At 65.9% G+C, this 23,770-nt stretch carries 22 protein-coding genes and 1 pseudogene; 9 read left to right on the forward strand and 14 right to left on the reverse strand.

Going from position 1 to position 23,770, the window contains the following annotated elements; translation table 11 throughout:
- The 3 genes and pseudogenes from OXR08_RS16610 to OXR08_RS16620 all read left to right on the forward strand — a co-directional run.
- A pseudogene (locus OXR08_RS16610) lies at positions 1-251 on the forward strand (plasmid replication initiator protein); the annotation flags it as partial.
- A gap of 1,387 nt (positions 252-1,638) precedes the next feature.
- Positions 1,639-3,468 (forward strand): GGDEF domain-containing protein, encoded by a 1,830-nt coding sequence (locus OXR08_RS16615; protein WP_267351578.1) that lies wholly within the window; start codon positions 1,639-1,641, stop codon positions 3,466-3,468.
- 236 nt (positions 3,469-3,704) lie between these two features.
- A complete protein-coding gene (locus tag OXR08_RS16620) occupies positions 3,705-4,397 on the forward strand; it encodes an acyloxyacyl hydrolase (RefSeq protein ID WP_267351579.1) in 693 nt (230 codons plus the stop codon).
- Positions 4,398-4,401: 4 nt separating this feature from the next.
- Here OXR08_RS16620 and OXR08_RS16625 read toward each other — a convergent pair whose 3' ends face one another.
- From OXR08_RS16625 to OXR08_RS16645, 5 genes are all read right to left on the reverse strand, one after another.
- Positions 4,402-5,829 (reverse strand): porin, encoded by a 1,428-nt coding sequence (locus tag OXR08_RS16625; RefSeq protein WP_112382955.1) that lies wholly within the window; start codon positions 5,827-5,829, stop codon positions 4,402-4,404.
- A 73-nt stretch (positions 5,830-5,902) separates the two neighbouring features.
- A complete protein-coding gene (locus OXR08_RS16630) occupies positions 5,903-7,714 on the reverse strand; it encodes a DUF885 domain-containing protein (protein ID WP_112382957.1) in 1,812 nt (603 codons plus the stop codon).
- 92 nt (positions 7,715-7,806) lie between these two features.
- The gene (locus OXR08_RS16635) at positions 7,807-8,097 is read right to left on the reverse strand and encodes a hypothetical protein (protein ID WP_112382958.1); all 291 of its coding nucleotides are present in this window, start codon (positions 8,095-8,097) and stop codon (positions 7,807-7,809) included.
- A gap of 64 nt (positions 8,098-8,161) precedes the next feature.
- The gene (locus OXR08_RS16640; RefSeq protein WP_112382959.1) at positions 8,162-8,569 is read right to left on the reverse strand and encodes a DUF4383 domain-containing protein; all 408 of its coding nucleotides are present in this window, start codon (positions 8,567-8,569) and stop codon (positions 8,162-8,164) included.
- Positions 8,570-8,642: 73 nt separating this feature from the next.
- Positions 8,643-9,152 (reverse strand): TspO/MBR family protein, encoded by a 510-nt coding sequence (locus OXR08_RS16645; protein WP_149682471.1) that lies wholly within the window; start codon positions 9,150-9,152, stop codon positions 8,643-8,645.
- Between the two features lie 93 nt (positions 9,153-9,245).
- Here OXR08_RS16645 and OXR08_RS16650 point away from each other — a divergent pair, with 93 nt between their 5' ends.
- Positions 9,246-9,704 carry a YaiI/YqxD family protein gene (locus OXR08_RS16650; RefSeq protein WP_112382961.1) on the forward strand — a complete coding sequence of 153 codons (459 nt, stop codon included), beginning with the start codon at positions 9,246-9,248 and terminating at the stop codon, positions 9,702-9,704.
- 165 nt (positions 9,705-9,869) lie between these two features.
- On the opposite strand, the gene OXR08_RS16655 is transcribed toward OXR08_RS16650, so the two are convergent.
- The 4 genes from OXR08_RS16655 to OXR08_RS16670 all read right to left on the reverse strand — a co-directional run bounded on the left by OXR08_RS16655 (position 9,870) and on the right by OXR08_RS16670 (position 14,212).
- Positions 9,870-10,496 (reverse strand): DUF4198 domain-containing protein, encoded by a 627-nt coding sequence (locus tag OXR08_RS16655; protein WP_240313516.1) that lies wholly within the window; start codon positions 10,494-10,496, stop codon positions 9,870-9,872.
- 71 nt (positions 10,497-10,567) lie between these two features.
- Positions 10,568-10,690 (reverse strand): hypothetical protein, encoded by a 123-nt coding sequence (locus OXR08_RS16660; protein ID WP_260173186.1) that lies wholly within the window; start codon positions 10,688-10,690, stop codon positions 10,568-10,570.
- Positions 10,691-10,700: 10 nt separating this feature from the next.
- Entirely contained in the window at positions 10,701-13,826 is a 3,126-nt protein-coding gene (locus OXR08_RS16665) for a helicase-related protein (RefSeq protein ID WP_267351584.1), read from the reverse strand.
- Positions 13,827-13,960: 134 nt separating this feature from the next.
- Positions 13,961-14,212: a DUF3253 domain-containing protein gene (locus OXR08_RS16670; RefSeq protein ID WP_267351586.1), complete on the reverse strand. Its 252-nt coding sequence runs from the start codon at positions 14,210-14,212 to the stop codon at positions 13,961-13,963.
- Positions 14,213-14,484: 272 nt separating this feature from the next.
- Between OXR08_RS16670 and OXR08_RS16675 the strand changes: the two genes are divergently transcribed.
- Positions 14,485-14,703 carry a hypothetical protein gene (locus OXR08_RS16675; RefSeq protein ID WP_149682474.1) on the forward strand — a complete coding sequence of 73 codons (219 nt, stop codon included), beginning with the start codon at positions 14,485-14,487 and terminating at the stop codon, positions 14,701-14,703.
- 10 nt (positions 14,704-14,713) lie between these two features.
- Here OXR08_RS16675 and OXR08_RS16680 read toward each other — a convergent pair whose 3' ends face one another.
- The 4 genes from OXR08_RS16680 to OXR08_RS16695 are packed head-to-tail and all read right to left on the reverse strand — an operon-like array spanning position 14,714 to position 16,920.
- Positions 14,714-15,127 (reverse strand): HIRAN domain-containing protein, encoded by a 414-nt coding sequence (locus OXR08_RS16680; protein ID WP_112383144.1) that lies wholly within the window; start codon positions 15,125-15,127, stop codon positions 14,714-14,716.
- Between the two features lie 56 nt (positions 15,128-15,183).
- Complete coding sequence (locus tag OXR08_RS16685) at positions 15,184-15,576, reverse strand: carboxymuconolactone decarboxylase family protein (protein ID WP_112382970.1); 393 nt, start codon at positions 15,574-15,576, stop codon at positions 15,184-15,186.
- Entirely contained in the window at positions 15,573-15,881 is a 309-nt protein-coding gene (locus OXR08_RS16690) for a DUF1330 domain-containing protein (RefSeq protein ID WP_112382971.1), read from the reverse strand. Before OXR08_RS16690 ends, OXR08_RS16685 begins: the two co-directional genes overlap by 4 nt.
- Before the next feature lies 1 nt (position 15,882).
- Positions 15,883-16,920 carry an LLM class flavin-dependent oxidoreductase gene (locus OXR08_RS16695; RefSeq protein WP_112382972.1) on the reverse strand — a complete coding sequence of 346 codons (1,038 nt, stop codon included), beginning with the start codon at positions 16,918-16,920 and terminating at the stop codon, positions 15,883-15,885.
- A gap of 124 nt (positions 16,921-17,044) precedes the next feature.
- On the opposite strand from OXR08_RS16695, the gene OXR08_RS16700 reads away from it, so the two are divergent.
- From OXR08_RS16700 to OXR08_RS16715, 4 genes are all read left to right on the forward strand, one after another.
- Complete coding sequence (locus tag OXR08_RS16700; RefSeq protein ID WP_112382973.1) at positions 17,045-18,490, forward strand: cytosine permease; 1,446 nt, start codon at positions 17,045-17,047, stop codon at positions 18,488-18,490.
- Between the two features lie 11 nt (positions 18,491-18,501).
- Positions 18,502-19,644, forward strand: coding sequence for a 3,4-dihydroxy-2-butanone-4-phosphate synthase (gene ribB, locus OXR08_RS16705; RefSeq protein ID WP_112382974.1), 1,143 nt, complete (start codon positions 18,502-18,504; stop codon positions 19,642-19,644).
- A gap of 66 nt (positions 19,645-19,710) precedes the next feature.
- The gene (locus OXR08_RS16710; protein WP_267351591.1) at positions 19,711-21,003 is read left to right on the forward strand and encodes a hypothetical protein; all 1,293 of its coding nucleotides are present in this window, start codon (positions 19,711-19,713) and stop codon (positions 21,001-21,003) included.
- Positions 21,004-21,484: 481 nt separating this feature from the next.
- Positions 21,485-21,823, forward strand: coding sequence for a hypothetical protein (locus OXR08_RS16715; protein ID WP_112383145.1), 339 nt, complete (start codon positions 21,485-21,487; stop codon positions 21,821-21,823).
- Between the two features lie 181 nt (positions 21,824-22,004).
- Here OXR08_RS16715 and OXR08_RS16720 read toward each other — a convergent pair.
- A partial coding sequence (locus tag OXR08_RS16720) for a hypothetical protein (protein WP_267351593.1) occupies positions 22,005-23,770 on the reverse strand: 1,766 nt, incomplete at its 5' end.

Below are 23,770 nucleotides of genomic sequence, written 5' to 3' on the forward strand. Positions count from 1 at the left end.
TTGACGCTGCCGCGATGATCAGGCGCAGCATCAAGAGCCTGTCCACGCGCACCAACTTCGGCGAAATCACTGAAGCGACACTGGCAACCCTGCGCGCCGAGTGCCCGGGCTGGGACTATCAGACGCTTCACGCCGAATTTCGCACATGGGTTCAGGCCGATCCCGCCCGCACCCCAGTAAGCTATCAGAACGCCTTTATCGGTTATGTCCGGCGTTTTGATGCCAAGAACCGGCATCTGCTAGGCCGCTGAAATCAAGCCCGCTGGCGCAATGTCAGTCGGGTTTGATGAGCCATCTACACCACCCCGCCGAACCACCTGGTCATATAGGACCGGACGGCCGTTGCCATCAATTCGGTACTGGCCACCCGATGTGGCTATAGTTGACTACGCCCAGCCCTAGTGTCCATTGCGGCTCCGTATCCCTCAGATGCCAGCACATGGCGATCTTGCGCCCGCGCGTCTTGCCTGGATTATGTCGGAAGCCTGACGCCCTGGTTCCTGAATCCACTGCCAACAGCGGCTCACATACTGAAATGGTCGATGCCCATGTGTTGCTTATCAAAGCCCATCGGGTCCACACCAATCTGCTCCCCGAAGTGACCTATCTTGAGACCTTAACATGTCGAGCCTTGAGCCGCGAAAACCGTCGGGCATACCGCTTCATCACGTTGTGCCGCCTTCCTGTACCCGGACCGAACCAAGACCGGCCGCACGCTTTGACAGGGAAAAGCCCCCGATAAAATCGGCATCCCACCTGAACTACAGGCGGAAAGTTAAGCAGGCATTTATCGCCCCAATGCCTTATCTGGACGGCTCTGCACTGCTCTCGCTTGTAGCGGCAGGCTCCAAGCGTTCCCGATGTATCGGTTATGACCGCAAGGCTATGACGCGGCAAAATCTTGGGCCACCGATTTGAACGTCCCCACTCACGATCCCCCAAAAACTGATTCAATCTCGCGTCCGATTTTCACGATTGATCCGGGTTCTCGACACATCAGGAACGGCTGACGGCATTTCGGGAACGATAGGACGATATATCCGGAACGCCCCGACGAACTATCGGGAACGCAAGAACGATATTTCGGGAACAGCGCTCCCATCGCGAATCGTGGATTCGGGCCGATTAATGGCCCCGCGGCCTCTTCTTAACCTTCTAACCTAGAATCAAACCGTCTAAGCTTGATGATATAGATATGACTTTAAGAGGGGAAAGAAAGTCTGACGGCCAATGGCGGGACGACCTTACTCGTTATTCCCCGAAGGTCATCTGGCTTTACGTTTGACAGGATCGCGCACGGCCACCGCCGAGACCCGGCCGTGTTGCAGTATGGGATGTATCATACCCAATACCGTTAGCTGCCGCCACATCCCGAGACACCTCAAACGTAAGATAGGGTATGTTATATCGTGTGGTTTGAGCTGACTTGATGTTGGCAACAGCTGCATCTCTACGGCGACGGCTTCTCCGCCTAATAGCACAAACAAAGCGACAGCCCCCGCCCTGTAAAAAGATGCAGTCCAAAATTCCGGCTAACATACCCGCCCCGAAATAGTCGAACCCAGATCGGGTCTTTAACGACTTCGGCGTCGATTATCGTACTAATGGCAAGGGGACGGTGCTTGATCGAGAACGCCAATGCTACATCTTCAGAACATCATCCTGGAGATGATCGCCACCGGCGAGCGTCTCGATACGACCATGACACGACTGTGTCTGGAAGTGGAGAAGGAAGCGCCTGACGCCATATGCTCGGTCCTTTTGGTCGATGGGGAAGGGCGGATGCACCCGCTCGCCGCGCCCAGCTTGCCGCCCGCCTATTCCGCCATGCTGGACGGTATCGCGGCCGGTCCCGACGTCGGCTCGTGCGGCACGGCCGCCTATCTGCGCCAGCCCGTCGTCGTCACCGATATCGCCAGCGACCCTCGCTGGGCCCGCTATCGCCATCTGGTGCTGCCGCTCGGTTACCGCGCCTGCTGGTCCTCCCCGATCCTCGACGCACGCGGACGGACGATCGGGACATTCGCCTTCTACTATCGCGAGCCACGCGGTCCGACCCCGATGGAGCAGGCAATCGTGCGCCACTGCCTTCATCTGGGCACCATCGCGATCGAGCGTCACCAGCGCGTGGAGGACCGGGAACGCCGCGCGTCCACCGACGCCCTGACCGGCCTCGGCAATCGTGCCGCGTTCAATACCGCACTTGCGGCCCTCGACTGTGCGACGCCGGGCGCCTGGGCGCTGTTTCTGGTCGATCTCGACAATCTGAAAGTCGTAAACGACACGCTCGGCCATAGTGCAGGCGATTGTCTGCTGACCTGTGCTGCACACCGTATCGCCGGTGCAACAGGAGGGGAGCGCGTATTCCGTGTCGGCGGAGACGAATTTGCCGTGCTGCTCCGTACGCCGGCCATGTTGCGCGATCTGGAGCAGAGCGCGCAACACATCCTGAGCGCGCTTGCCCATCCCGCCGATTGCGGCGGACAGATCGTGGTGCCGCGCGCGACGATCGGCGCGGCCGTGGTCGCGCACGGCGACCGCAGCACCGAACGCGTGCGCCAGAACGCCGATTTTGCGCTGTATCACGCAAAGGAGACGGGGCGGGGGGGCTTTGTCCGCTACTGGCCGGGGCTTGGCACCCGCATGACCAGCCGGCTGGACGCGATCCGCGACGTCGATGCCGCCCTGCGCGAGGACCGCATCAAGGCCTTTTACCAGCCCATCGTCCGCCTCGATACGCGAGAGGTCGTTGGTCTGGAGGCGCTGTGCCGGATGCGCATCGGCAACAACATCGTCTCCGCCTCCGCCTTTCACGAGGCAACGATCGATATTCACATCGCCGCGGCCCTGACTGAGCGGATGATCGCGCTGGTGGCGGCCGATGTGCGCGACTGGCTGGCGATAGGCATTCCGTTCCAGCATGTCGGGATCAACGTGTCCTCCGCCGACATCCATGGCGGCGCCCTGAATACGATCCTGGCCACCGCCTTCGAACGCGAAGGCGTACCGCTGTGCCACGTCATCCTGGAGGTCACCGAATCCGTCTACATGGACAATGACGGCGGCATCGTCGCCCGTGAGCTGGCACGACTGCGGGGCCGTGGCCTGCGCATTGCGCTGGACGATTTCGGCACCGGTTATGCCTCGCTGACACACCTGCTGTCGGTGCCGGTCGACGTGATCAAGATCGACCGATCCTTTGTCGAGCGGCTGGACACCCATGCCCCCAGCATCGCCATCGTCGAGGCCCTGATCGGCATCGCCCGCAAGCTGGATATCCGGCTGGTGGCCGAGGGCATCGAGACCGAGGCACAGGCGCGCGCCCTGCACGCGATGGGCGCAGTGCTGGGGCAGGGCTATTTGTTCGCCCGGCCCGCCAGCCGCGACGCCACGACCGCCCTGCTGCAAAGCCGGGCCCAAGGCGCGGTCGGAAGCGCGCCGTCGCGAAGTGCAAGACCTTCGAAGTAGATATTTCGAAGAAACGAAGTTCTTACCTGCAATACTCCTGATTTTACGCGCTACAATACGAATTACATATTGGCATTTCCCAAAGTACGACCGACGACTAAAAGATCGCGTTGGGAGTATAGCCGGCGTCACGAAGAAGTGCTGACAGAAAGCACTTGCGTGGACGAGGCGATGCGGTGGGGGGAAGGTCTTTGCATAACATGATGACCCGCGTTTGCGGAATGGCTCGCGGCGCCGTGAAACGACGCGCGCACAGGTCCGGCCGTCTGGTGGCGCTGCTCTGCGCGGCGTCCGTCCTGACGGGCACGCCGCTGGCCGCACAGGGCAGGGAAGGGGAGGGGGGGGCCCCGTCATGGCCGAAGCCGGAGGTGACCCTCGGCCTGTTCGATCATAGCTCCAACTTCCACCCGCTGGGCGGCCGGTTGGTCTTTCCTGCCGCGCCCCCCGGTCAGATCTACGAGGGGGACGAAGAGGACGGCACCGTCGACATCCAGATCGGCTATCACAGCGCGCCGGTCCACGGCCCGCTAAAGCCGCGACTGACTGCCAAGGCGCAGATCAACACCGGCGGTCGCACCAGTATCGCCAGCCTGGGGGCCGAATGGCGGCAGCATGTGCTGCGCGGGCGCGTCTATGGCCAGTTCGGCCTCGGCGTGACCATCCATGACGGATACCGCTTCACGCCCGATCCCTTCGCCCCCGGCCTGTCCGCGCGCGAGGCAGGCCGGCGGTACGAGACCTATATCGAACGGACCTCCTGGGGGTCGCGCATCCTGTTCAATCCCAATGCCGCGCTCGGCGTCCGGATCGGCGATCGCTGGGCGGCCGAACTGGCCTGGGAGCATTTCAGCCACGGCCGGATCTTTTCCGATCAGAATCCGGGCATGGACAGTCTGGGCCTGCGGCTCGTGCGCCGGCTGGGTAGATGATTGATCAATAATTCCACTGCAATTGCGTGCGGATCAGATTGCCCTCCGCACGCCCGTCGCGGCGTTCGTCGGCTTCACGCCGCTCCATCCGGGACCAGGCCAGCGTCAGCTCGATCGGGGGGATCGGCTGGAACTCGATGCCCAACTCCCATTCGTCGGTTTCCAGCCGCGGCGCGTTGGTCAGCGCCTTCCAGCCGCCGCGGTAACGCTGCCACCGCGCATAGGGCATGAACGGCCCCAGGGGCGAGCGTCGCACCCGCGCCATGCCCTGCACATAGCCGCCGTTCAGCCGGCGGGTGACGATCGAACCGAGCACGGAGTCGAATTCCGGGCCGCGCCCCCAATTCCACTCGGCCTGCAGGCCAAAGGGTTGCGGATACAGGATCGCATGGAAACCGACCCGCTCGTCGGCATAGGAAACCGGGCTGACCCCGCTCGGGCGGATTTCCGGCTGCACCCGGTTGCGCAGTGCCGCGCCGCCTACCTCCAGCACCTGTCCCCGAAAGGCGGGCCCCAACGCATCCAGCTCGAACGGCCAGGTCGCCATCGCCACCGTCATCAGCCCGTCATTGGTCTCGGTCCGGTTGGTGCCCTGTCCGTTGAACGCACCGATGCCGAACGCGCCGTAATTGCCGAACAGCTTCTGCCCGTCCGCGATCAGCCGGTCCCAGATGCGATCGACCGCGGGCGGCGTGTAATAGGCGACGATGCCCAGGTCGCGCTCGCTGGGCACCGCGCTGTTGATCCCGTCGCTGCGGTCCAGCGTCAGCCGGTTGGACGAGGATTGCATATTTTCCCACCCGAACGGCACCTTGGACTGGCCAAAGCGCAACCGAAAGGTGCGCTCCCGGTCCAGAAACGCATCCACATAGGCGTCGCGCAGCTGGCCAAAGCCTTCGCGTCGTTCGCCACCCACCTGATTGCTGACGTTGGTTGCGAAATCGGGCTGGAAATACAGTGATATGCGGTCCGATACATCGCCCTGCAGGATCAGGCGGATGCGCCGAAAGGTGAAATTGCTGTTGTCGCCGATCCCGGCATCATGCACCGATCGCAGCCGCGACCGTCCGGCCGGCGCATTGCGGTCGCCCGACACGATCTCGTTCAATCGCAATTGCGTATAGCCGCGCAGGGTCAGGCGGTCATACCAGGCGCGGGGACGCTCGGCGGGCTTTCCGGCCACCGGGGCAGGGGGCGGGGCGGGGGCCTGTGCCACCTGCACCGGGGCGGGGGAGGGGGCTGGCGGGGTCGCGGCGAGCGTGGCCGGCGCCGCGGGCGCACGCTGCGCCTTCAACTCCGCGATCGTCGCCTTCAGCTCGTCGATCTGGCGTTGTAGGTCGGCGATGCTGGGCTGCACGTCCTGCGCCGCGGCCGGGCCGGGCAGGGATGCCACCGCGCAGGCGGTGGCCGCCAGAAGGAAGTGCTGCACCATCGCCGGCCCTTTGTTACGAACGCGTGACGCCCTTGGCCCAAGCGGCCGCGGGCGGCAAGCGTCGGCGCGCCGCCTATCCCCGCTTGGCCGCGATGTAGCGGGTCACCTGTTCGTCGAGCACGTCCAGCGGCAGCGCACCCTGGCCCAGCACCGCTTCATGAAAATCGCGAATGTCGAGCCGGTCGCCCAGTTCACGCTCGGCCCGCGCGCGCAGTTCCGCGATCTTCAACTGGCCGATCATGTAGCTCGTCGCCTGACCCGGCCAGTTGAAATACCGGTCCACCTCGCGCGCGATGTCGCTGTCCGCGACCGAGCTGTTGCCCCGGAAATAGGCGATCGCCTGCTCGCGCGTCCACCGCTTGGAATGGATGCCGGTATCCAGCACCAGCCGGATCGCGCGCCAGACTTGCAGCGACAGCATGCCGAAGCGCGCATAGGGGTCCTTGTACACCCCCATCTCGCCCGCCAGCCGCTCCGAATACAGGCCCCAGCCCTCGACATAGGCGCCGTACCCGCCGAACTTGCGGAATTTCGGGATGCCGGTCAGCTCCTGTTGCCGCGCGATCTGGAAATGGTGGCCCGGCGCGCCCTCATGCGCGGCGATGGCGGCGACCTGCACCTTCTGCGTCTGGTTCATGTCGACTAGGTTGACGTAATAGATGCCCGGCCGCGATCCGTCGGCGGATGGCGGGTTGTAGAAGGCGGTGGGGGCAGTGCCCTCGCGCCATTTCTCCACCGCGCGCACCTCCAGCGGCGCCTTGGGCAGCACGCTGAACCAGCGCGGCGCGGTGGCCATTACGGTCGCGATCACGCCGCGCGCATCGCGCAAGTAAGCCTCGCGCCCCGCCTCGTCATTGGCGTATTTCAGCGTCGGGTCGGTGCGGATATGGTCGAAGAACTGCTCCAGCGTGCCGGCAAAGCCGACCTCGCGCTTCACCGCCTCCATCTCCTGCCGGATCGCCGCGACCTGACGCAGCCCGATCGCGTGGATCTCGTCGGCGGACAGGTTGGTGGTGGTCGAGCTTTTCAGCCGGTCGGCATAATAGGCCGCACCGTTCGGCAGGCTCCAGGCGCCGAAATTACCCTTGGACAGCGGCTCGATCGCATCCAGCGTCGCGAACAACTGGTTGTAGCCGCGCAGGAACGGCCCGGTCAGCGCCGCCTTCGCCTCGTTCAGCAGCTTAGTCTTGGTGGCGGCCGGCGCATCCAGCCCTGCAACCTTCTTGGAGAAATCGGCGAGCAGCGTGGAATCGGGCCCACTGTCGAACGGCGCCCCGGTCACCACCTTGCGCGCATCGGCCCGCGCCGGTGCGAAGTTCACCGTGTTCGGGACGATTCCCGCCGCCGCCTGTTCGCGCATCAATGCGGTCACCTCGCGCATCACCCGCTCGGTATCGCGCAGCCGGGCGATATAGGCCCGCGCATCGGCGACCGTGTCCACCTTGTGATTGTTGATCAGCAGCACGGGGATCGCGCCCGCCGGACTGCCGTTCGTCGACACCGGAAAGCGCAGCTTGCGGAAGGGGAAGGACGCGCGCCCGCGCTCCACCTCATATTCGAACAGGCGATAGCTGACCCGCGCGCTCTCGCCCAGTTGCTCGGGCCGGAAGCGCGCCCGCATCTCGGTGAGTTGCCGCTCCGCCAGCGCCCGTTCCCGGCGTGCCGCGGCGTCGGTATAATCGTCCAGCCGGTCCTGGTCGGTCTTCAGCCCCAACTGCGTCTGCCCTTCCGGGCTCAGGCGCAGCTGCGCGTCATATGCCGCGTCCAGAAACGTCAGCAGGGCCGCATCCTGCGACGCCGTCGCGGCGGTGGGCGGCGTTTGCACCATCGCCACCGGCGCATTGGCGGGCAGCAGCAGCAACATCAGGGCATAAGCGGGGCGCATGGGTTCTCCTCGGGATTACCGATGCTTGTCGCCCGTCTCGCCGGCCGGCGCAACCGGGTGGCCCCTCCCCGGGAGGGGAGGGGGCGCCACCCTCATCCCATCCGTTCGATCAGGATGATCTCGCCCTCGACCTCGATATCCTCGTCGTCATTTTCATCGAAATCCTCGGGCAGCTCGAATTCGGCGCGCCAGTCATACACCTTCTCGCGGCCGCCTTCCTGCCACACGCGAACCGCGCCGCTGGTGATCTCGCCGCCCATCGCGCCGACAAAGTCGGTGATCAGCGTGTCGGCCGCATCCTCATGATCGGTCGCACCGGGGATCTTGCTGGCCTCGATCTCCTCGTCCAGCTCGATCAGCTGCGCCCAATATGCCTTGGCCATGTCGTCCTCGTCTCGGTGATAGTCTTTGGCGGGGCGTGGACCGGATGGCCGCCCCGCGCAAGCATTACGCGGTACGACGGGTTGCGCGGGCGAACCCGAAATAGGCCGCGACCAGCGCCAGTGCGGCATGCAGCCAGATGTCGTTGCCATAGATCGGCACCAGCCCGAACGTCGTGTTCGTCGCCGGGATCAGACCCAGCAGAGTCAGCAGGCCATAGATCACCGCCACGCCCTTGCCATAGAAACGCGCGCCGGCCACGCTGCGTGCGGCGGCCAGACCCCAGACGCCAAAGGCGATATGCACCAGATTGTGGAGCACATTGACCGGAAACAGGCCCAGCGCCAGCCGCGATCCGGCGGTGACGTGCAGGTCGGGATGCGCATGGACGGGCGACAGGCCAGGAATGAACCCGGCCACCCCGGCGAGCAGGAAGACCACCCCGAAAACGGTCGCAAAGGTGCGGATCGACATGGCTTTTCCTTTGAATGAACAATGATCGCCCAAGCGCGGGACCGCACGGGATGTTCCCGCCCCCTCCATAAGATCAGTCCGGGTTGCGCCGCTGGATCTCGCCGGCCAGCACGGTGGCGAAGCCCAGCCAGCCGGCCAGCGGCACCGCCGTCGCGGCGGCAGGCCGATCGACCCGCCATGCCGTCGCCGCCAGCGCGGCGGTGGTCACCGCCATCGCGCCCGCCGCGACCGCACTCGGCCCGGTCATGCGCTTGCGAAAGAACAACTCGGTCCACCCGCCGATCATCGCGCTGTTGCCCAGCCACAGGGCGACCGCGGTGTTGCGCGCCGGGGAGGGGGGCTGGCGAAGCAGCCGGTATCCCCCGACGGCGGTCAGCGTTTCCAGCACCGGCCACACCGCGCCGAACACCGGATCGGGGGGCGTGAAACCGGGCTTGTCCAGCCGGCGATACCAGCGGCGGATGCGCGGGTGGGACGGGTCGGGGGCATTGCGCCGGCCGAGCAGCGCGGCCAGCCCCAGCACGCCCACCGCCACCCCGCCGGCGGCCAGGGGCGACAGGCCGGCGCGTCGTTGATCGCTCATCTCTTGATCCTTCCCAGTATCGAAAAGGCATAACCGCCGGGGCCCCGCGATGTTCAGCGTGCGTGGCGGCGCGCACCGTGGCATGGCGCCCGCATGGCCCAACCCTTACGCATTCTGGTCGATGCCGACGCCTGCCCCGTAAAGGACGAGATCTACCGCGTCGCCTGGCGCACGGAGGTGCCGGTGACGGTGGTCAGCAACGCGCATCTGCGCGTGCCGCCACATCCGCTGATCGCGCGGGTGGTGGTCGGCGACGGCTTCGATGCGGCCGACGACTGGATCGCGGAGGCGACCGATGCCGGCGCGATCGTCATCACCGCGGACATACTGCTGGCCGATCGCTGCCTGAAGGCCGGGGCAGGGGCGGTCATCGCCCCGAACGGCCGCCCCTTCACCAGCAGCTCGATCGGCAGCGCCGTCGCGGTGCGCGCGATCATGAGCGACCTTCGCGCCGGCGGCGACCGCATCGGCGGCCCGCCCCCCTTCGCCCGAGAGGACCGCTCCCGCTTCCTCTCCGCCCTCGACGCCGCGATCACCCGGTTGCGCCGTTAGGGCAATTGCGCCCACCAGAGGCCGGATCACAGAAGGGAGGTAATTTCCTTTCTCCCCCCTCCCGTTCGTCTCGAATAGTCGTCGAGTAGCGGCAAAGCCGCGTATCGAGACGACGTATCGAGAGACCCGTCACCACGAGCCCCGATGTCTCGACCCCTTCGCCCGTTACGGCACCACGAAGCTGGTCGTCGTGATCCGGTACAGCGTCTTCAGCGCCTCGCCATTCGCCGCGCGCGCACCCGCGTCCTTCACCGTCGCGACCAGCAGATACCGTCCCTTGGCGCCCGGCATGGCATCGACCATCCCGCCGGCGTCGGTCGTCCGCTTCACCACCGACCTGTCCGGCGCGATGATCGTCACTTCGGTATCGGCCACCGCGCGCCCGTCACGCGTCAGCCGGAAACGGTCGCCATTCGCCGCGACCGGTGCCAGCTCCAGCGGCAGGCCGGCCTTGGCCTCACGCCGGCCTGCGCGCGCATAATAGACCACGCCCTCGCGCGCATTCGCCTCGCCCCAGGGCGCGAACACGGTATCGTCCCAGGCGCGCACATCGCCCGCCGGCACCGCCACCTCCAGATAGCCGGCCCGCCGCTGCAACGGTGCCTTGGCGGCGGGCAGCAGGTGCGGCGCCTTCAGATGCTTGAACTCAGGATCGCCGCCCGCCGGCATGGGTTCCGCCGGCTCGCCCAGATAGATGCGGGCCGGATCATCGCCGTCCCGCTCGATCCACACCTCATGCGCCTGTCCCGCCGCAGACAGCGAACACAGCGCCGCCAACATCCAGAGTCTCACCGCCTGCTCCTACAATAACCAAATGCGAGCCTATCGCATCCGCTACTGCAAGTCATTGGCAATTCAGCGGATCAGCTTCGCCAGAATGCCACGCCCAGTGCCAGCATGCCCGCGATCGCCACGAACAGCAGCACCATGACGGTGGCGATCACACGGCGGACAAGGCGATCGCGGGCATCCGGGGTCATGGTCATGCCGCCCCCACTAGGCTGCGTCCTGCAACTCGTCGAGCAGTTCCCGGATGCGCTCCCCGCGCGCCAGCGGGTCGGCGATCGCCTCGCGCACCACCCAGCGGTCCTTGGACGCGGCGAACGGCTTTGGCGGCTTGGCCTTGGCGTCCTGGGGGGTGAAGGCGATGGCCGTCGGCCCCGCATCGATCTGGCGGATGCCCGCCGCGCAGGCCAGGATGCCGATCCGCACCACCTCCAGCAACTGCACCGCCGCGTCGGGCAACGCGCCGAACCGGTCCTCCAGCTCGGCGGTGAACGCCTCCAGCGCGGCCACGTCATCCAGATGGGCAAGCTGGCTGTACAGCGTCAGGCGCACATCGGTTTCCGGGATCCACGTCTCGGGCAGCGACCCGGCCAGCCCCAGGTTCAGCACCGGCTGCCAGCGATCCGCCGCCTGCCCCCTTGCCGCCTTCAGCGCCTGGGCAAGCAGATGCTGGTACAGGTCGACCCCGATCAGCTTCATGTGCCCGGCCTGTTCCTCGCCCACCAGATCGCCGGCGCCGCGCATGTCCAGGTCGCGGGCGCTGATCGCAAAGCCCGCGCCCAGCCGGTCGAACGCCTGCAGCGCGCGCAGCCGCTTCATCGTGCCGTCCGCGATCTCCGCGCCCGGCGCGGTCAGCAGCATGATCTGCCCGCGCCGCCCGCCACGCCCCACCCGGCCGCGTAACTGGTGCAGCTGGGACAGGCCGAAGCGGTCGGCATGATGGACGATCATCGTGTTGGCGCGCGGCACGTCCAGTCCCGCCTCGATGATGTTGGTCGCCAGCAGGATGTCGCCGTCGCCCGCGGCAAAGCCCGACATGGCCTCGTCCAGGTCGAGGGCGTCCATCTTGCCATGCGCCTGCACCACGCCCAGTTCCGGCACCAGCCTGGCCAGCGTCTCGGCAAGCGGCGCGATATCCTCGATCCGCGGCACCACGACGAAGCTTTGCCCGCCGCGCGCCCGTTCGCGCCGCAACGCCTTGCGCACCGTCTCGTCCTCGAACGTGCCCATGGTGGTCCGGATCGGCTGGCGCCGCGCCGGGGGCGTCGCGATCACCGACAGCGCCTGCAACCCCACCATCGCGGATTGCAGCGTGCGCGGGATCGGCGTCGCGCTCAGCGTCAGCACATGGCCGGCGCCCAGATCGCACAATCCCGCCTTGGCGCGCGTCCCGAAACGCTGTTCCTCGTCGATCACGACCAGTGCCAGATCGTGGAAGCTCACGCCCTTGCCCGTCACCGCGCTGGTGCCGACCACGACCGCGATCGATCCATCGGCCAGTCCGGCACAGACCCGCTTGCGCTCCGCCGGGGTCGACAGCCGCGACAGGCCGGCAACCTCCAGCCCGGTGCCCGCGAACCGCTTGCGGAAACTGTCCAGATGCTGGCGGACCAGCACCGTGGTCGGCGCGACGATCGCCACCTGCCGCCCCGCCAGCGCGACGATCGCCGCGGCACGCAGCGCGACCTCGGTCTTGCCATAGCCCACGTCGCCCACGACCAGCCGGTCCATCGGCCGCCCGCTTGCCAGGTCGGCGCGTACCGCGGCGATGGCGCGCGTCTGGTCCGGCGTCTCGGTAAAGGGGAAGGTGGCGGCGAACGTTTCATAGGCGGCGGTGTCCGCCACGATCGGATCGGTGGTCCGCGCATCGCGCTCGGCGGCCAGCGCCTGCAACGCGCGTGCGCTCTCCGCGATGGCCGCGTCGATCCCGGCGCGGCGCTTGATCCAGCTGCCGCCGTCCAGCGTGTCGTAGGTCACCGCATCGGCGTCCGCGCCGTATCGCCAGATGCGCCCCGCCTCCGCCACGGGCACCAGCCGCCGTGCCCCCTTGGCATATTCCAGCACGATCGCGTCGCCGGCACCCGTGCCCTCGTCCAGCGCCTCGATTCCCGCCACCGCGCCGATGCCATGATCCTCGTGCACGATCAGGTCGCCGACGCGCAGGTCGGCACCGCCCTCGAAGGCGGAGGCGGATGGCGTCGCCATATCGTTCAGCCGCGCCCGGCTGCCCAGCAGGTCGGCCGCGGCGACGATGCTCAGGCCATCATGCGCAAAACCCTGGTCGACCGGCGCGCACAGCAGCGACACCATATCCTTGTCGCCGTGCGCTGCCTCTTCCAGCGACGCGGCCGTCTGCGTCGGCAAACCGATCCGCCCCGACAGGAAGCGCAGGTCGCGTGCCGATCCCGCGATCGCCAGCCGTCCTTCGCTCATCGCCGCGCGGGCGAACCGGCGGAACGCGCGCAGGGGGTCGCGCCGCTCCACGAAGCGCGGGGTCGCCTCGGTCGCAACGTTCAGCACGGTTGCGGCGTCGCCCAGCGCCTTTTTCCATTCCGCCTCGGGGACCAGTTCGGCCGCCGATCGCTGTGCGCCGCGCCCGTCCGTCGCCAAGGAGAGGAACCGTGCCCGGCGCCCGGCCGCACCGGCGTCCAGAAAGATTGCCGCACCTTGCAGGTGTGCGGTAATCGGCACGCCTTCGCCCAGCGGCGGCTCGCTGGCCCGGCCGATCGTCACCGACTCGATCTCGTCCAGGCTCAACTGCGTCACCGCGTCATAGCTGCGGATGGCGGTGATCCGCCCTTCCGCGAACTCCAGCCGCACCGGACACAGCCGGTCGGCGGGGAAGATGTCGACCACGCTGCCCCGCACCGCGATCTCGCCGGGTTCGTCCACCCGGTCGTCGGCGGTGTATCCCATGTCGCTCGCCAGCGCCGGCAGCGCGTCGCTGTCGATCGCGTCGCCGACCCGGAATATCGGCGGCACCTCGTCATAGGCGGCGGGCACGGCGTAGCGCACCGCGCTCGCCTCCGCGGACAGGACCAGCATGATGCGGCCCTCTGCCGCGCGCAGGCGGCGCAGCGCTTCCACCCGCTGGCCGATATTGGCGGCACCGGCCGGCGCGGTATCGCCGGGCAGCGCATCGCTCGCCACCAGATGGACGACGGTCACCTCGGGCGCCAGGGCGAACGCTACCCGCGCCACCGCCTCGGCCCGCGCCTCGTCCTCCGCCACGACCATCACCCGCTCCGCACCCCCGGCCAGCAACTGCGCCGCCACCGCAGCCGTCGGGGCAGCCTCTCCACCCACCAGCACGCCCTCATCGCTACGCTTCAACATCGCCGCTCCCAAAGAACCACCTGGTCCTTCCACAATGAACGGCACCGCACACACCGTCGTTCCACGAGGAAGCCATGCCAACCCGGTATGCTGGCAAAAAATAAAGGGATCCGGCGGGTTGAATGGCAGAGCGGCTAACCCACCCGTCCTATGCGATAGGGGCCGGCCCGCCGCGCCATGGGCACGGCCTTCCAGCTCAGCCGGATCCTGCCCGCTGCCAACAGTCCATCCATGCCGTCATGGACGACGGGCATCATCGCGCGCCAGTCGCCGCCGTCGCCCGCCAGCATCCGGGCCACTTCGCTGGGGCAAATGGTGGCGGTGGCCGACCGCGCGGAAAGCAGGCGCAGCGTCGCCTCCTGCGCATCGGCCGGGCCGATCGCCACCGTCCGTCCTTATTGGTAGCCGCGATTATTCTCGCGTTCCTCCGCGGCCTCTTCCTGTACCTTCTCCATTTCCTCGGCCTCGCGTTCGTCCGTGCCGTCCTGCTGATCGGGATCGATGGTCATGTTCGCCTCCATATCGTCCAAACGCGGAACCGGTCCGTCCGGGCGCAAGCCGATGTGCCTGCCGCGTCGATCCGGCGCGTCATGCGTTCCGTTGAACCGATCGACAGCCGCGAAGCCCCCCTTTGCGGCGTTCAACTCTGGAGACGGCGATGCGCTTCGTTCAAATGGAAATGCTCCCTTCGGGCACCGCGCTGGTCGATATCGACAAGCTGACCCATGCGATCCCGGAAGGGGAGGGCAGTCGCCTGTTCCTGGGCGCGCAGCATATCGATGTACCGCACAGCCTGGCCGAACTGGAGAATATCCTGGCCGGACGCGACCGCCGGGACAATGGCGAAAACAGCCGCGCCGGCTTCGGCATGCGCTGACCCCGGAGGGTCAGGCGCCCCATTCCGGGCCGTCGTCATCGGGATAGAAACCGTCAGGGTCGTCAGCCACCGGCTTGTCGATCGACGATGAGCCCGGCGCCTTTGTCGGCAGGGTGGGCATGCCCCCGCCGAACCGGACGCGGACATAGGCGCAGGCTCCGGCCAACCCCTGGAACACAGCCGACACCTCTTCGCCGCGGCCGATCCGCGCGCCGATCAACGGCGCCCGCTCGGCGGTAAGATAGCCGATCTGCACGCCGCGTGATCCGATCACGGCGATGGCGTTGGCATCATGCCTGTTCTTCGGCTCCGGCTTCAACGACACAGACTCGCCGGGCAGCGTCATGATCGCTTCGGATCGGCGATTGCTGCCATCCGCGTTGGGAAAGTCGATGCCGACAACGGCCAGGGTCAGTTCCTGCATCACCGCGATGTAGGTCGACCCCCGCACCACGCCAATGCGGTCGCCGGACAGGTCCGTCACGCCGCGGCGTCAATCTCCGCGAACACCTCCCGCGCCAGCCGGAAGCTGTCGACGCCCGCCGGCACGCCGACATAGACCGCGATCTGCAACAGGATCTCCTGTATTTCCTCCCGCGTCAGCCCGTTGGCCAGCGCGCCGCGGATATGCGCCTTGAACTCATGACCACGGTTCAGCGCCGCGATCATGCCCAGGTTCAGGATGCTGCGGCTGCGCCGGTCCAGTCCCGGCCGGTTCCAGATATGGTCCCAGCAATATTCGGTGGTGAGCTGCTGCATCGGCCAGTTGAAGTCGTCCGCGCCGTCCAGCGCCTTGTCGACATAGGCGTCGCCCAGCACCTCGCGACGCGTGGCGAGGCCCCGTTCGAACGCCTCGCTGCGATCCCTGCTCATTCGTCCAATCCTTCCACGATGACGATCTCGACCTCGGCGGCGCCCTCCCGCCTGGCACGTGCCGCACGATAGGCGGGCGAGGCGTGACAGGCGAGCGCGGCCTCCATGCTGTCGAATTCGATGACCACGGTGCGCTCGCGCGGCGGCGGCCCCTCCAGCGCCACCGCCCGCCCGCCGCGCGACAGCAGGCGACCGCCGCCCGCGACCAGCGCGGCGGGCCCCAGCGCCATATAGTCGGCATAGGCGCCCGGGTCGGTCACATCGACCCGGGCGATCCAATAGGCTTTCGGGCCACGGCCGGTCATGTCAGGCGAATGCCGGCATGACATGGTCGATGAAGAGCTGGATCGACCGGCGCTTCTCTTCGTAGGACAGGCTGTTGTCGACCCAGATGCTGTATTCGTCGACGCCCATCGCCTCATAGGATTTCAGCCGGGCGACGATGTCCTCGGGCTTGCCGACCATCATGTTGCGGCGGACCGCATCGGGCGCGAGATCGGGAAACTTCTCGACGTTCAGGTCGGGGATGTCGTGGTGGAAGCCGTTGACCGGCGGCTTCTTGTTACCGGCCCATGCGCCGAATGCCCGGAAGAAGAACGAGATGCCCTCGGCCGCCCGCTGCCAGTCATCGTCCCCGGTGTGGACATGCGCATGTTGCAGGATCATCAGTTCGGGCCGCGCCACGTCCGGGCTGGCGGCGCACGCCTCGTCGAATTTGCGCGCCAGATCCTTCACCTCGTCGTCGCCCTTGAACAGGGGCGTAGCCATCACGCTGCATCCGTTTGCCACCGCGAACTTGTGCGAATCGGGGTCGCGAGCGGCGATCCAGATCGGCGGGGTGGGGGACTGGACGGGCTTGGGCACGCTGGTCGAGAGCGGGAACTGCCAGATCTCGCCGTCATGCGCGTAATCGCCTTCCCATAGCTTGCGGATGACGGGCACCATCTCGCGCAGATACTTGCCGCCGTCATTGGCCGAAACGCCGTTCAGCATCCGATCGAACTCGAACTGGTACGCCCCGCGCGCCAGGCCGATTTCGGCGCGGCCGTTCGAAATCACGTCGAGCATCGCCGCTTCGCCCGCCATGCGGATCGGATGCCAGAAGGGGGCGATAAAGGTGCCCGCGCCCAGCCGGATTCGCTTCGTCCGCTCCGCCACCGCCGACAGCAGGGCGATGGGGTTGGGCGAGATGGTGTATTCCATCGCGTGGTGCTCGCCGATCCACACCTTGTGGAGCCCGCCCTCTTCGGCGAGGTCGCATAGGGCCAGGAGTTCTTCGTAGAGCTGCCGGTGCGAGATCGCCTCGTCGTAGCGCTCCATGTGCAGGAAGAGCGAGAACTTCATCCGTCGATCCTTTCCTCTCGGTTCGGCGTCATGCCCGTTTCCGGCCCATTTTTGGGGTTGCATGCCGCGACCATCAAGCATACCGTCCTATGGTATACCATAAGAATATGAGGATTTGCTGGTCATGGCAACCCCCGGAGAGGCGACAGGCGGCGGCGAGACGCGCAGCGCCATCGAGGAAAACAGCATCGGGTTCGTGCCGCTGGATCAGCGTCAGGGCCGGGTGCGCGATCTGTTCACCTTGTGGTTCACCACCAACATCGCGCCCTTGCCGGTCGTCACCGGCGCCATGGCAATCCAGGTGTTCGGCCTGTCGCTCGGCTGGAGCATCTCCGCGATCGTCCTGGGCCATCTCGTCGGTGCCGCGGTGCTGGGCGCCTGCTCGGCGCAAGGGCCGCAGATGGGACTGGCGCAGATGATTCAGAGCCGGGGCCAGTTCGGCCGCTACGGCGCCCTCCTGGTCGTCACCTTCGCCACCCTGCTCTATGTCGGCTTCTTCACCTCCAACATCGTCCTGGCCGCACGATCGGTCCACGCTCTGTCCCCCGGTATCGGCCTGCCCCTGGGCGCGGTCCTCTGCGCGATCGCCGCGGCGGCCATCGGCATCCTCGGCTACAACGTCATCCACCTGCTCAACCGCATCGGCATGTGGTTCATGGGCCTGGGGCTGCTTTACGCCGCCATCCGCCTGACCGGCGCCCTGCCCGATGGCGTGTTGTGGCGGGGTGGCTTTTCCATGGTCGGCTGGCTGTCCACCTTCTCCCTGGGTGCGGTCTGGCACATCTCCTATGCCTGCTACACGTCTGATTATTCCCGCTATCTGCCGCCCAGCGTCGGCTTGCGCGGTCCGTTCCTGGCGAGTTTTGCCGGTGCGGCGCTGGGGGCGGCCGCGTCGTTCCTGCTCGGCGCGCTGGCGGTGGCGGGCGCCGCGGCAAACGCCGATCCGATGACGCAGGTGGGGCAGGCGGTGGGCGTGCTCGGGCCGGTCCTGATGCTGCTCTTCGTCCTCAACATCGTCAGCCACAATGCGCTCAACATCTACGGTGCGGTGCTGTCCCTCATCACCATGGCGCAGACCTTCGTGGTGTCGTGGATGCCGGGGCGGCGGGCCCGCGTCATGCTGTCGGTGCTGGTCCTCGGCGGATGCCTGACCGTCGCCACGTTGTCGGCGGACACGTTCGTGCCGCGCTTCATCGGCTTCGTTATCGGGTTGATGGTCGTGCTCGCCCCCTGGGCGACGATCAACATCCTCGACTTCTACGTCATCCGCAAAGGCCGCTACGACATCGCCTCCTTCTTCGAAGCGGACGGCGGCATCTACGGCAGACTGAACGGCAAGGCGGCCACCGCCTATCTGGCCGGCATCGCGGTGCAACTGCCCTTCCTCACCTCCGCCCTCTACACCGGTCCCCTCGCCAAGGCCCTTGGCGGACTCGACATCGGATGGCTGATCGCGCCGATCGTCACCGGCGGGGTCTACCTGGCGTTGCTCGGCGGGAAAGCGGCTGTGCCCCCGCGAGCCGATGACCATCGTCGCCACACGGCGCTGAACCCGTCCACTTCCGCATAAGGAACCTTAGCATGGCATCCCTTGCGCTCGCCCGTACCCGCCCCGCCTTCCTGTCCTCGCCCGAGGAGATCATCGAGGAGGCCCGTAACGGCCGGATGTTCATCCTGGTCGATGATGAGGACCGGGAGAATGAAGGCGACCTCGTCATCCCGGCCCAGATGGCGACGCCCGAGAAGATCAACTTCATGGCGACGCATGGTCGCGGGCTGATCTGCCTGGCGATGACGGCGGATCGCATCGGCCAGCTTGGCTTGCAGCCGATGTCGCCCAAGAACGGCACTCGGCATGAAACCGCCTTTACCACCTCGATCGAGGCGCGTGTCGGCGTGACCACGGGCATTTCCGCCAATGATCGCGCCCGCACCATCGCCGTGGCGATCGACGCCGCGAACGGCCCGGCGGAGATCGTGACGCCCGGCCATGTCTTTCCATTGATCGCGCGCGAGGGCGGAGTGCTGGTGCGGGCGGGTCATACCGAAGCCGCGGTCGATGTCGCCCGGCTGGCGGGCCTCAACCCGTCCGGCGTGATCTGCGAGATCATGAACGATGACGGCACGATGGCCCGGCTGGACGACCTGATCGGCTTTTCGCAGCGTCACGGCCTGAAGGTCGGGACGATCCGCGACCTGATCGCCTATCGACGTCGCCACGATCATCTGGTGGAGCGCCGCGCGGAGGCAAGCTTCACCAGTCGCTGGGGTGGCGATTGGCGCGCGATTACCTTTCGCAACCGGGCAACGGGCACCGAGCAGATCGCCTTGGTCAAAGGCAGGCTCGATCCCGAGACACCGACCCTGGTCCGGATGCACGCCATCTCGACGCTGACCGACATCTTCGCGGGCGACGGGCCGGGAATGGACGTGCTGGAACGCTCGATGCGGATGATCGCCGAGGAGGGGGCGGGGGTCGTCATTGCCATCAATCGGTACCGCGACGATCGCTTCTCGATGGCGCTCAAGGCACGCGCGGGAGCGTTGTCGCCATCCGACATGGACGAGCTGCGCGATTACGGCGTGGGTGCGATGATCCTGACCGAACTGGGCGTCGAACGGATGATCCTGCTGACCAATACGCATCGCACGCTCGTCGCGCTGTCCGGCTATGGCCTGTCGGTCGTCGGTGAGCGCCGGCTGGACGATCCCGCCACCGCCTGACGCAGGCACATCGATGAACGCGAACAAGGACCGCAGCCACATGTTGACTGCGGCCAGGGAGATTGCATGCTCTGGCTACCCCCGACCCCCATATCCGTCGTCGCGATCTGCGCTGATGGCGCCGCATCCTGCCCGCAGGGAAGCCAGGCGGTCGCTGCGGGCTCCGGTCAGGACGCGCCCGACACCGATCCCGCCACAAAGCCCGATATCGAACCCGTACCCCCACCCGCAGGTGGCCTGAAGATCGGTGCAACGCTGCGCGCACGATATGATTTGCGCTTCAATGATGTCGGCAGCGCGGGACAGCGGCGCACCTCCAGCCACCTGTCGTTCGATACGCTTGCGCTCACCGCGGATTATACCTCCGATCGCTTCTTCGGCTCCGCGCAATACCGCTTCTTTGGCGGCAACTTCATCTATGGCAGATCGGCCGGCTACGATGTCTATCCGGGCGAGGTGAACTTCCTGATGTACGCCTATGCGGGCGCCAAGTTGACGGAGCAGGACAGCCTGACCGCAGGGGTGCAGCCGGTGCCGTTCGACGACCGCTATTGGGGATCATCGATCCTGAACGATCTCGCCTTCGTGTATGGCATGGAGGAAGTGTATAATCTGGGCGTGAAATATCGCCGCGAAACGCCGCGTTACCGGATCGAGCTCGGCTTCTTCCCCTCCGCCGGCCCGGCCGGCTTCGGCATCAGCCGGGATTCGTCACGCTACTCGACCAACATCGTCAGGGCCGACGCCTATGTGCCCGATGGATCGAACAATGACGAGCGTGACATGCTGATCGGCAATGTGCGCTACACGCTGGCGGACCGCGACGGCACCACGCTGCATGCGACGGTATCGGGATGGCTCTCCACCATCCGCAACGCGGACACGCGACGCAATGGCAGCAAGCGTGTCTTTGCCGCCAGCCTGACCGCCGCCAATGGCCCGTGGCATGCCAAGGCACTGATCGCGCGGCAGGATATCGATCCACGCAATCCCGGACGCAACGACATCATCTCGGTTGGCGGCTTCGACTCTTCCTATAATATCGCCGCCAAGGGGCACTATGTCTTTGCAGAGGTGGGGCGGGCCATCGATACCGGATCGCTGCCGGTAGAGGTGACGCCCTATGTCAACTACGGCCGCTTCTTCAAGGAGAACGAGACTTTCAACGACAGCGAGCGCCTCGACATCGGCGCTGTCTGGATGTCGAAGGGGCAGAAGCGGGTCAAGGTCTATACGGAGATGATGCTCGGCCGGAACGACCCTTATGTCGGGGCAGGGCAGTTTGCGTCCGGCGCAGCGCAGGGCGGGGACAATCGTTGGAAGGCCTCGTTCATGGCGATCTTCGGATATTCGTTCTGACGGATATCTGCTGATTCCCGCCATGCAGCCGCGAACGCATGCCGATTGACGGAAGCCAGGTCATACGGTCGACGACGGATCGCGCTACCAGGAAGTGATCGCCAAGCGGTGTGGCGTTCCCATGTGTGAATGATCACCAACCCCCCGATGGTCACCGCCCGCTTCCGCCCCGGCGTGGCACATGCCGCCACGGTGCCGCTTTTGCCTCGACCCCCTGAGGCACAGCCGTCGCAAGCACATCTGGCCGAGGCCAAGTCACACAGATCATTGAATGATTGTCGACAAGAATAGCTAACGCGGCGGACTACAATATCATGTGTCGCATCGATGATATCACCGAGCGCGGAGCGTTGCCAAAGTTGTTGCAGGCAGATCCGGCCTTTCAGTCAGGAACAATACAGGTGACAGAGCGTAAATAGCTCGTCCGTCACCAGTGCTTATCGCTAAGTACTATAAACAACTGGAAAACCGGAGAAACAACGTGAACATCAAAATCGCTGGCATTCTTCTGGCGGCTGTTGTGGCCGCACCAACGGCAGCGAATGCGCAGGGGCAGGCCTATTACACCTGTGCGAACAAGCCGGTAAGGCTGCAAATCCGCTCGATGCCATTGGGCGAGGCCTTGGCAGCGTTCACCAAGGCAACCCGCTGCCCCGTTTCGATCGATGTTCAGGAAGTTGCCAATACGCCAACAAGGGAGGTCCCGACCTTTGCGGTGAAGGGCCGTTTCACCCCGGCGAACGCTTTGAAGAAAATGCTGTCGAGCTCCCCTCTGAAGGTGCGGACGATCAAGGGCGGTTATTCCATCTACATGAACTAATTGGTCGGGCGAGCTCCGGATATCCCAGGGCTCGCCTCGATCGTTTTCATAACACAGTCGGTGATGCTGATGCGGTGTATAGCGCGCCGGTTCGCACACGCTGTTGCATCTCGCCCGAGATCGAGGTTGCCTGTCGATCTTGTGGCGCGTTCCTCACCAAGGCCAGGATGGTGCGCCCCGATTATCGGCGGATCGGGTAGATCGGCGCGGCAATCGGCCCGGTGGTGGCGATCGGGCGCATATCCTCCGCAGGCGTCACCGATACCATGTCGAAGAAGGGCTGGCTCCAGCGCTTCCCGCTGCCGCCTGCCAGCAACCCGGCCATGCCGCGTGCATAGGTGGCATCCTGTACCTTCAGCATCGGCTTGCCATCGAGGATGCCACTGATCTGCGCCCCCTTGAAACGCAGCGCAAGTCGATGCCACCCCCCGGAAGCCGCGCCACCGGGTATCCGTCCACGGGCCAGTACCGCAACCCCGCCGGGTCCGCGGTCATTTGCAGCCTTGATGATCGCCTGTTGTTCGGCATCGCCGACCAGCGCCGCCTTGTCTTCCTTGCCGCGGCTCACGGCCAGACGCACCGTGCCATCGGCGTCGAGTTCAAGCAGATAACCCTGCGGAATATAGCCGTAGCCCGTGCCGACATTGTTGATACGCCCCATCACGGCGCCGCGTTCGCCGGGCGCGAGATGCACGTCGACCGCGACCGTATAGTCGCCCCAGGCATCGTCGCCGATGATCGTATAGGGTTGCCAATTCGGCGCCCAGGACAATGGTGCTATCCCGACCGCCTGTTTCAGACAGCCACCGGGCCGGCCGGGGCATGGGGCCAATTCGAATGCGCCGGCAATGTCGGCGAAATAGCGCGGCAGGTGCCCGCGGGTTTCCGCCGGGCCATAGTCGTCGAACGTGTCGCCATAGGGCAGGGGAAAGGCCGCGCGCGCAGGAACCTGTGCGAAGCCGCCCTTGCGCTGTCCACGGGTGGTCGTGATCGAATAGACCGCGGCCGGATCAAGCGTCAGCGTTACCGTGCCCGCCTTGAGCGGCACGTCGGCCAGACGGACGAACTGCGTCTTGGCATCGCTGCGCCAGACCGCGACACTGTTGGTGGACAGCCCGCCGCTGACCGCCAGCGTCACGGTTTGCGGCACCGTGGCCGTACGTGTTTCGGCGATCACGCTATAATCCTGTGCAGGCGAGGTCAGCGTCACGAACGTGCCGCCGGCGCGAAGGTCGCCGCTTGCGCCCTTCAGATAGGTCCAGCCCACCTCGCTGAATTGCCCGTAATGCGCATATCCCCAAAGGGCCGGGTTGATCTCGTAATGTCCTGCCCAGGGCCAGTTGGCGCGGACCGCCGCTTCCTTGACGCCCGAATAGGGCTCCATCTCGTAGACGCCCGCGATGCCGTACCAGTTGACGATCTTGGTCGCGCCGCTGTGTACGTAGTTGCTGTTGAACGCTTCGACGATACCGATCAGCCCGTCGAAACCCGGCTTGTAGACATGCTGCTCGGTGTTCCAGATCGGCTTGCCCATGGCGCGGGCGGCCGCCTGCACGTCCGCCGGGGCGCGATAGTCGGGTGCGTTCATGTGCGCGCCGATGATCGCCAGCGAACGGCGCAACGCGTCGTTGCTCGCCATGTCGTGTACGAACGCGAACTTCCAATCGTCCTGCCAATTGTCGAAGCCGTGCAATTGCACCTTGCCGAAGCCATTCGCGTCCAGCGCCTTGCGAAGCGCGATGACGAAGTCGTAGCTGACGCCCTTTTCATTGCGCGCGCCCAGCGCGTCCATCTCCAGCCCATAGCGACTACGCAGGCCCTTCAGCCAGCTGACATAGTAATTGACGGTATCCTGCGAGAAGAAGGTGCCTTCGATCCGGGAGTGTTCGGGTGTGTCCTGCGTGAACACCGTGCCCTTTGTCCCGAGCCAACCGGGCGCGCTCCAGG

The sequence above is a fragment of the Sphingomonas sp. GM_Shp_2 genome, from assembly GCF_026540875.1.
Lineage (GTDB): Bacteria > Pseudomonadota > Alphaproteobacteria > Sphingomonadales > Sphingomonadaceae > Sphingomonas > Sphingomonas carotinifaciens.

Excerpts from the sequence above, each read along its gene's own strand:
- OXR08_RS16635 (WP_112382958.1), bottom strand. The coding sequence starts at position 8,097 with ATGGCCAAGGCATATTGGGCGCAGCTGATCGAGCTGGACGAGGAGATC.
- OXR08_RS16645 (WP_149682471.1), bottom strand. The coding sequence starts at position 9,152 with ATGAGCGATCAACGACGCGCCGGCCTGTCGCCCCTGGCCGCCGGCGGG.
- OXR08_RS16640 (WP_112382959.1), bottom strand. The coding sequence starts at position 8,569 with ATGTCGATCCGCACCTTTGCGACCGTTTTCGGGGTGGTCTTCCTGCTC.
- OXR08_RS16650 (WP_112382961.1), top strand. The coding sequence starts at position 9,246 with ATGGCCCAACCCTTACGCATTCTGGTCGATGCCGACGCCTGCCCCGTA.
- OXR08_RS16625 (WP_112382955.1), bottom strand. The coding sequence starts at position 5,829 with ATGGTGCAGCACTTCCTTCTGGCGGCCACCGCCTGCGCGGTGGCATCC.
- OXR08_RS16630 (WP_112382957.1), bottom strand. The coding sequence starts at position 7,714 with ATGCGCCCCGCTTATGCCCTGATGTTGCTGCTGCTGCCCGCCAATGCG.
- OXR08_RS16695 (WP_112382972.1), bottom strand. The coding sequence starts at position 16,920 with ATGAAGTTCTCGCTCTTCCTGCACATGGAGCGCTACGACGAGGCGATC.
- OXR08_RS16615 (WP_267351578.1), top strand. The coding sequence starts at position 1,639 with ATGCTACATCTTCAGAACATCATCCTGGAGATGATCGCCACCGGCGAG.
- OXR08_RS16680 (WP_112383144.1), bottom strand. The coding sequence starts at position 15,127 with ATGCAGGAACTGACCCTGGCCGTTGTCGGCATCGACTTTCCCAACGCG.
- OXR08_RS16665 (WP_267351584.1), bottom strand. The coding sequence starts at position 13,826 with ATGTTGAAGCGTAGCGATGAGGGCGTGCTGGTGGGTGGAGAGGCTGCC.
- OXR08_RS16685 (WP_112382970.1), bottom strand. The coding sequence starts at position 15,576 with ATGAGCAGGGATCGCAGCGAGGCGTTCGAACGGGGCCTCGCCACGCGT.
- OXR08_RS16690 (WP_112382971.1), bottom strand. The coding sequence starts at position 15,881 with ATGACCGGCCGTGGCCCGAAAGCCTATTGGATCGCCCGGGTCGATGTG.
- OXR08_RS16700 (WP_112382973.1), top strand. The coding sequence starts at position 17,045 with ATGGCAACCCCCGGAGAGGCGACAGGCGGCGGCGAGACGCGCAGCGCC.
- ribB (WP_112382974.1), top strand. The coding sequence starts at position 18,502 with ATGGCATCCCTTGCGCTCGCCCGTACCCGCCCCGCCTTCCTGTCCTCG.
- OXR08_RS16660 (WP_260173186.1), bottom strand. The coding sequence starts at position 10,690 with ATGACCATGACCCCGGATGCCCGCGATCGCCTTGTCCGCCGTGTGATC.
- OXR08_RS16675 (WP_149682474.1), top strand. The coding sequence starts at position 14,485 with ATGCGCTTCGTTCAAATGGAAATGCTCCCTTCGGGCACCGCGCTGGTC.
- OXR08_RS16710 (WP_267351591.1), top strand. The coding sequence starts at position 19,711 with ATGCTCTGGCTACCCCCGACCCCCATATCCGTCGTCGCGATCTGCGCT.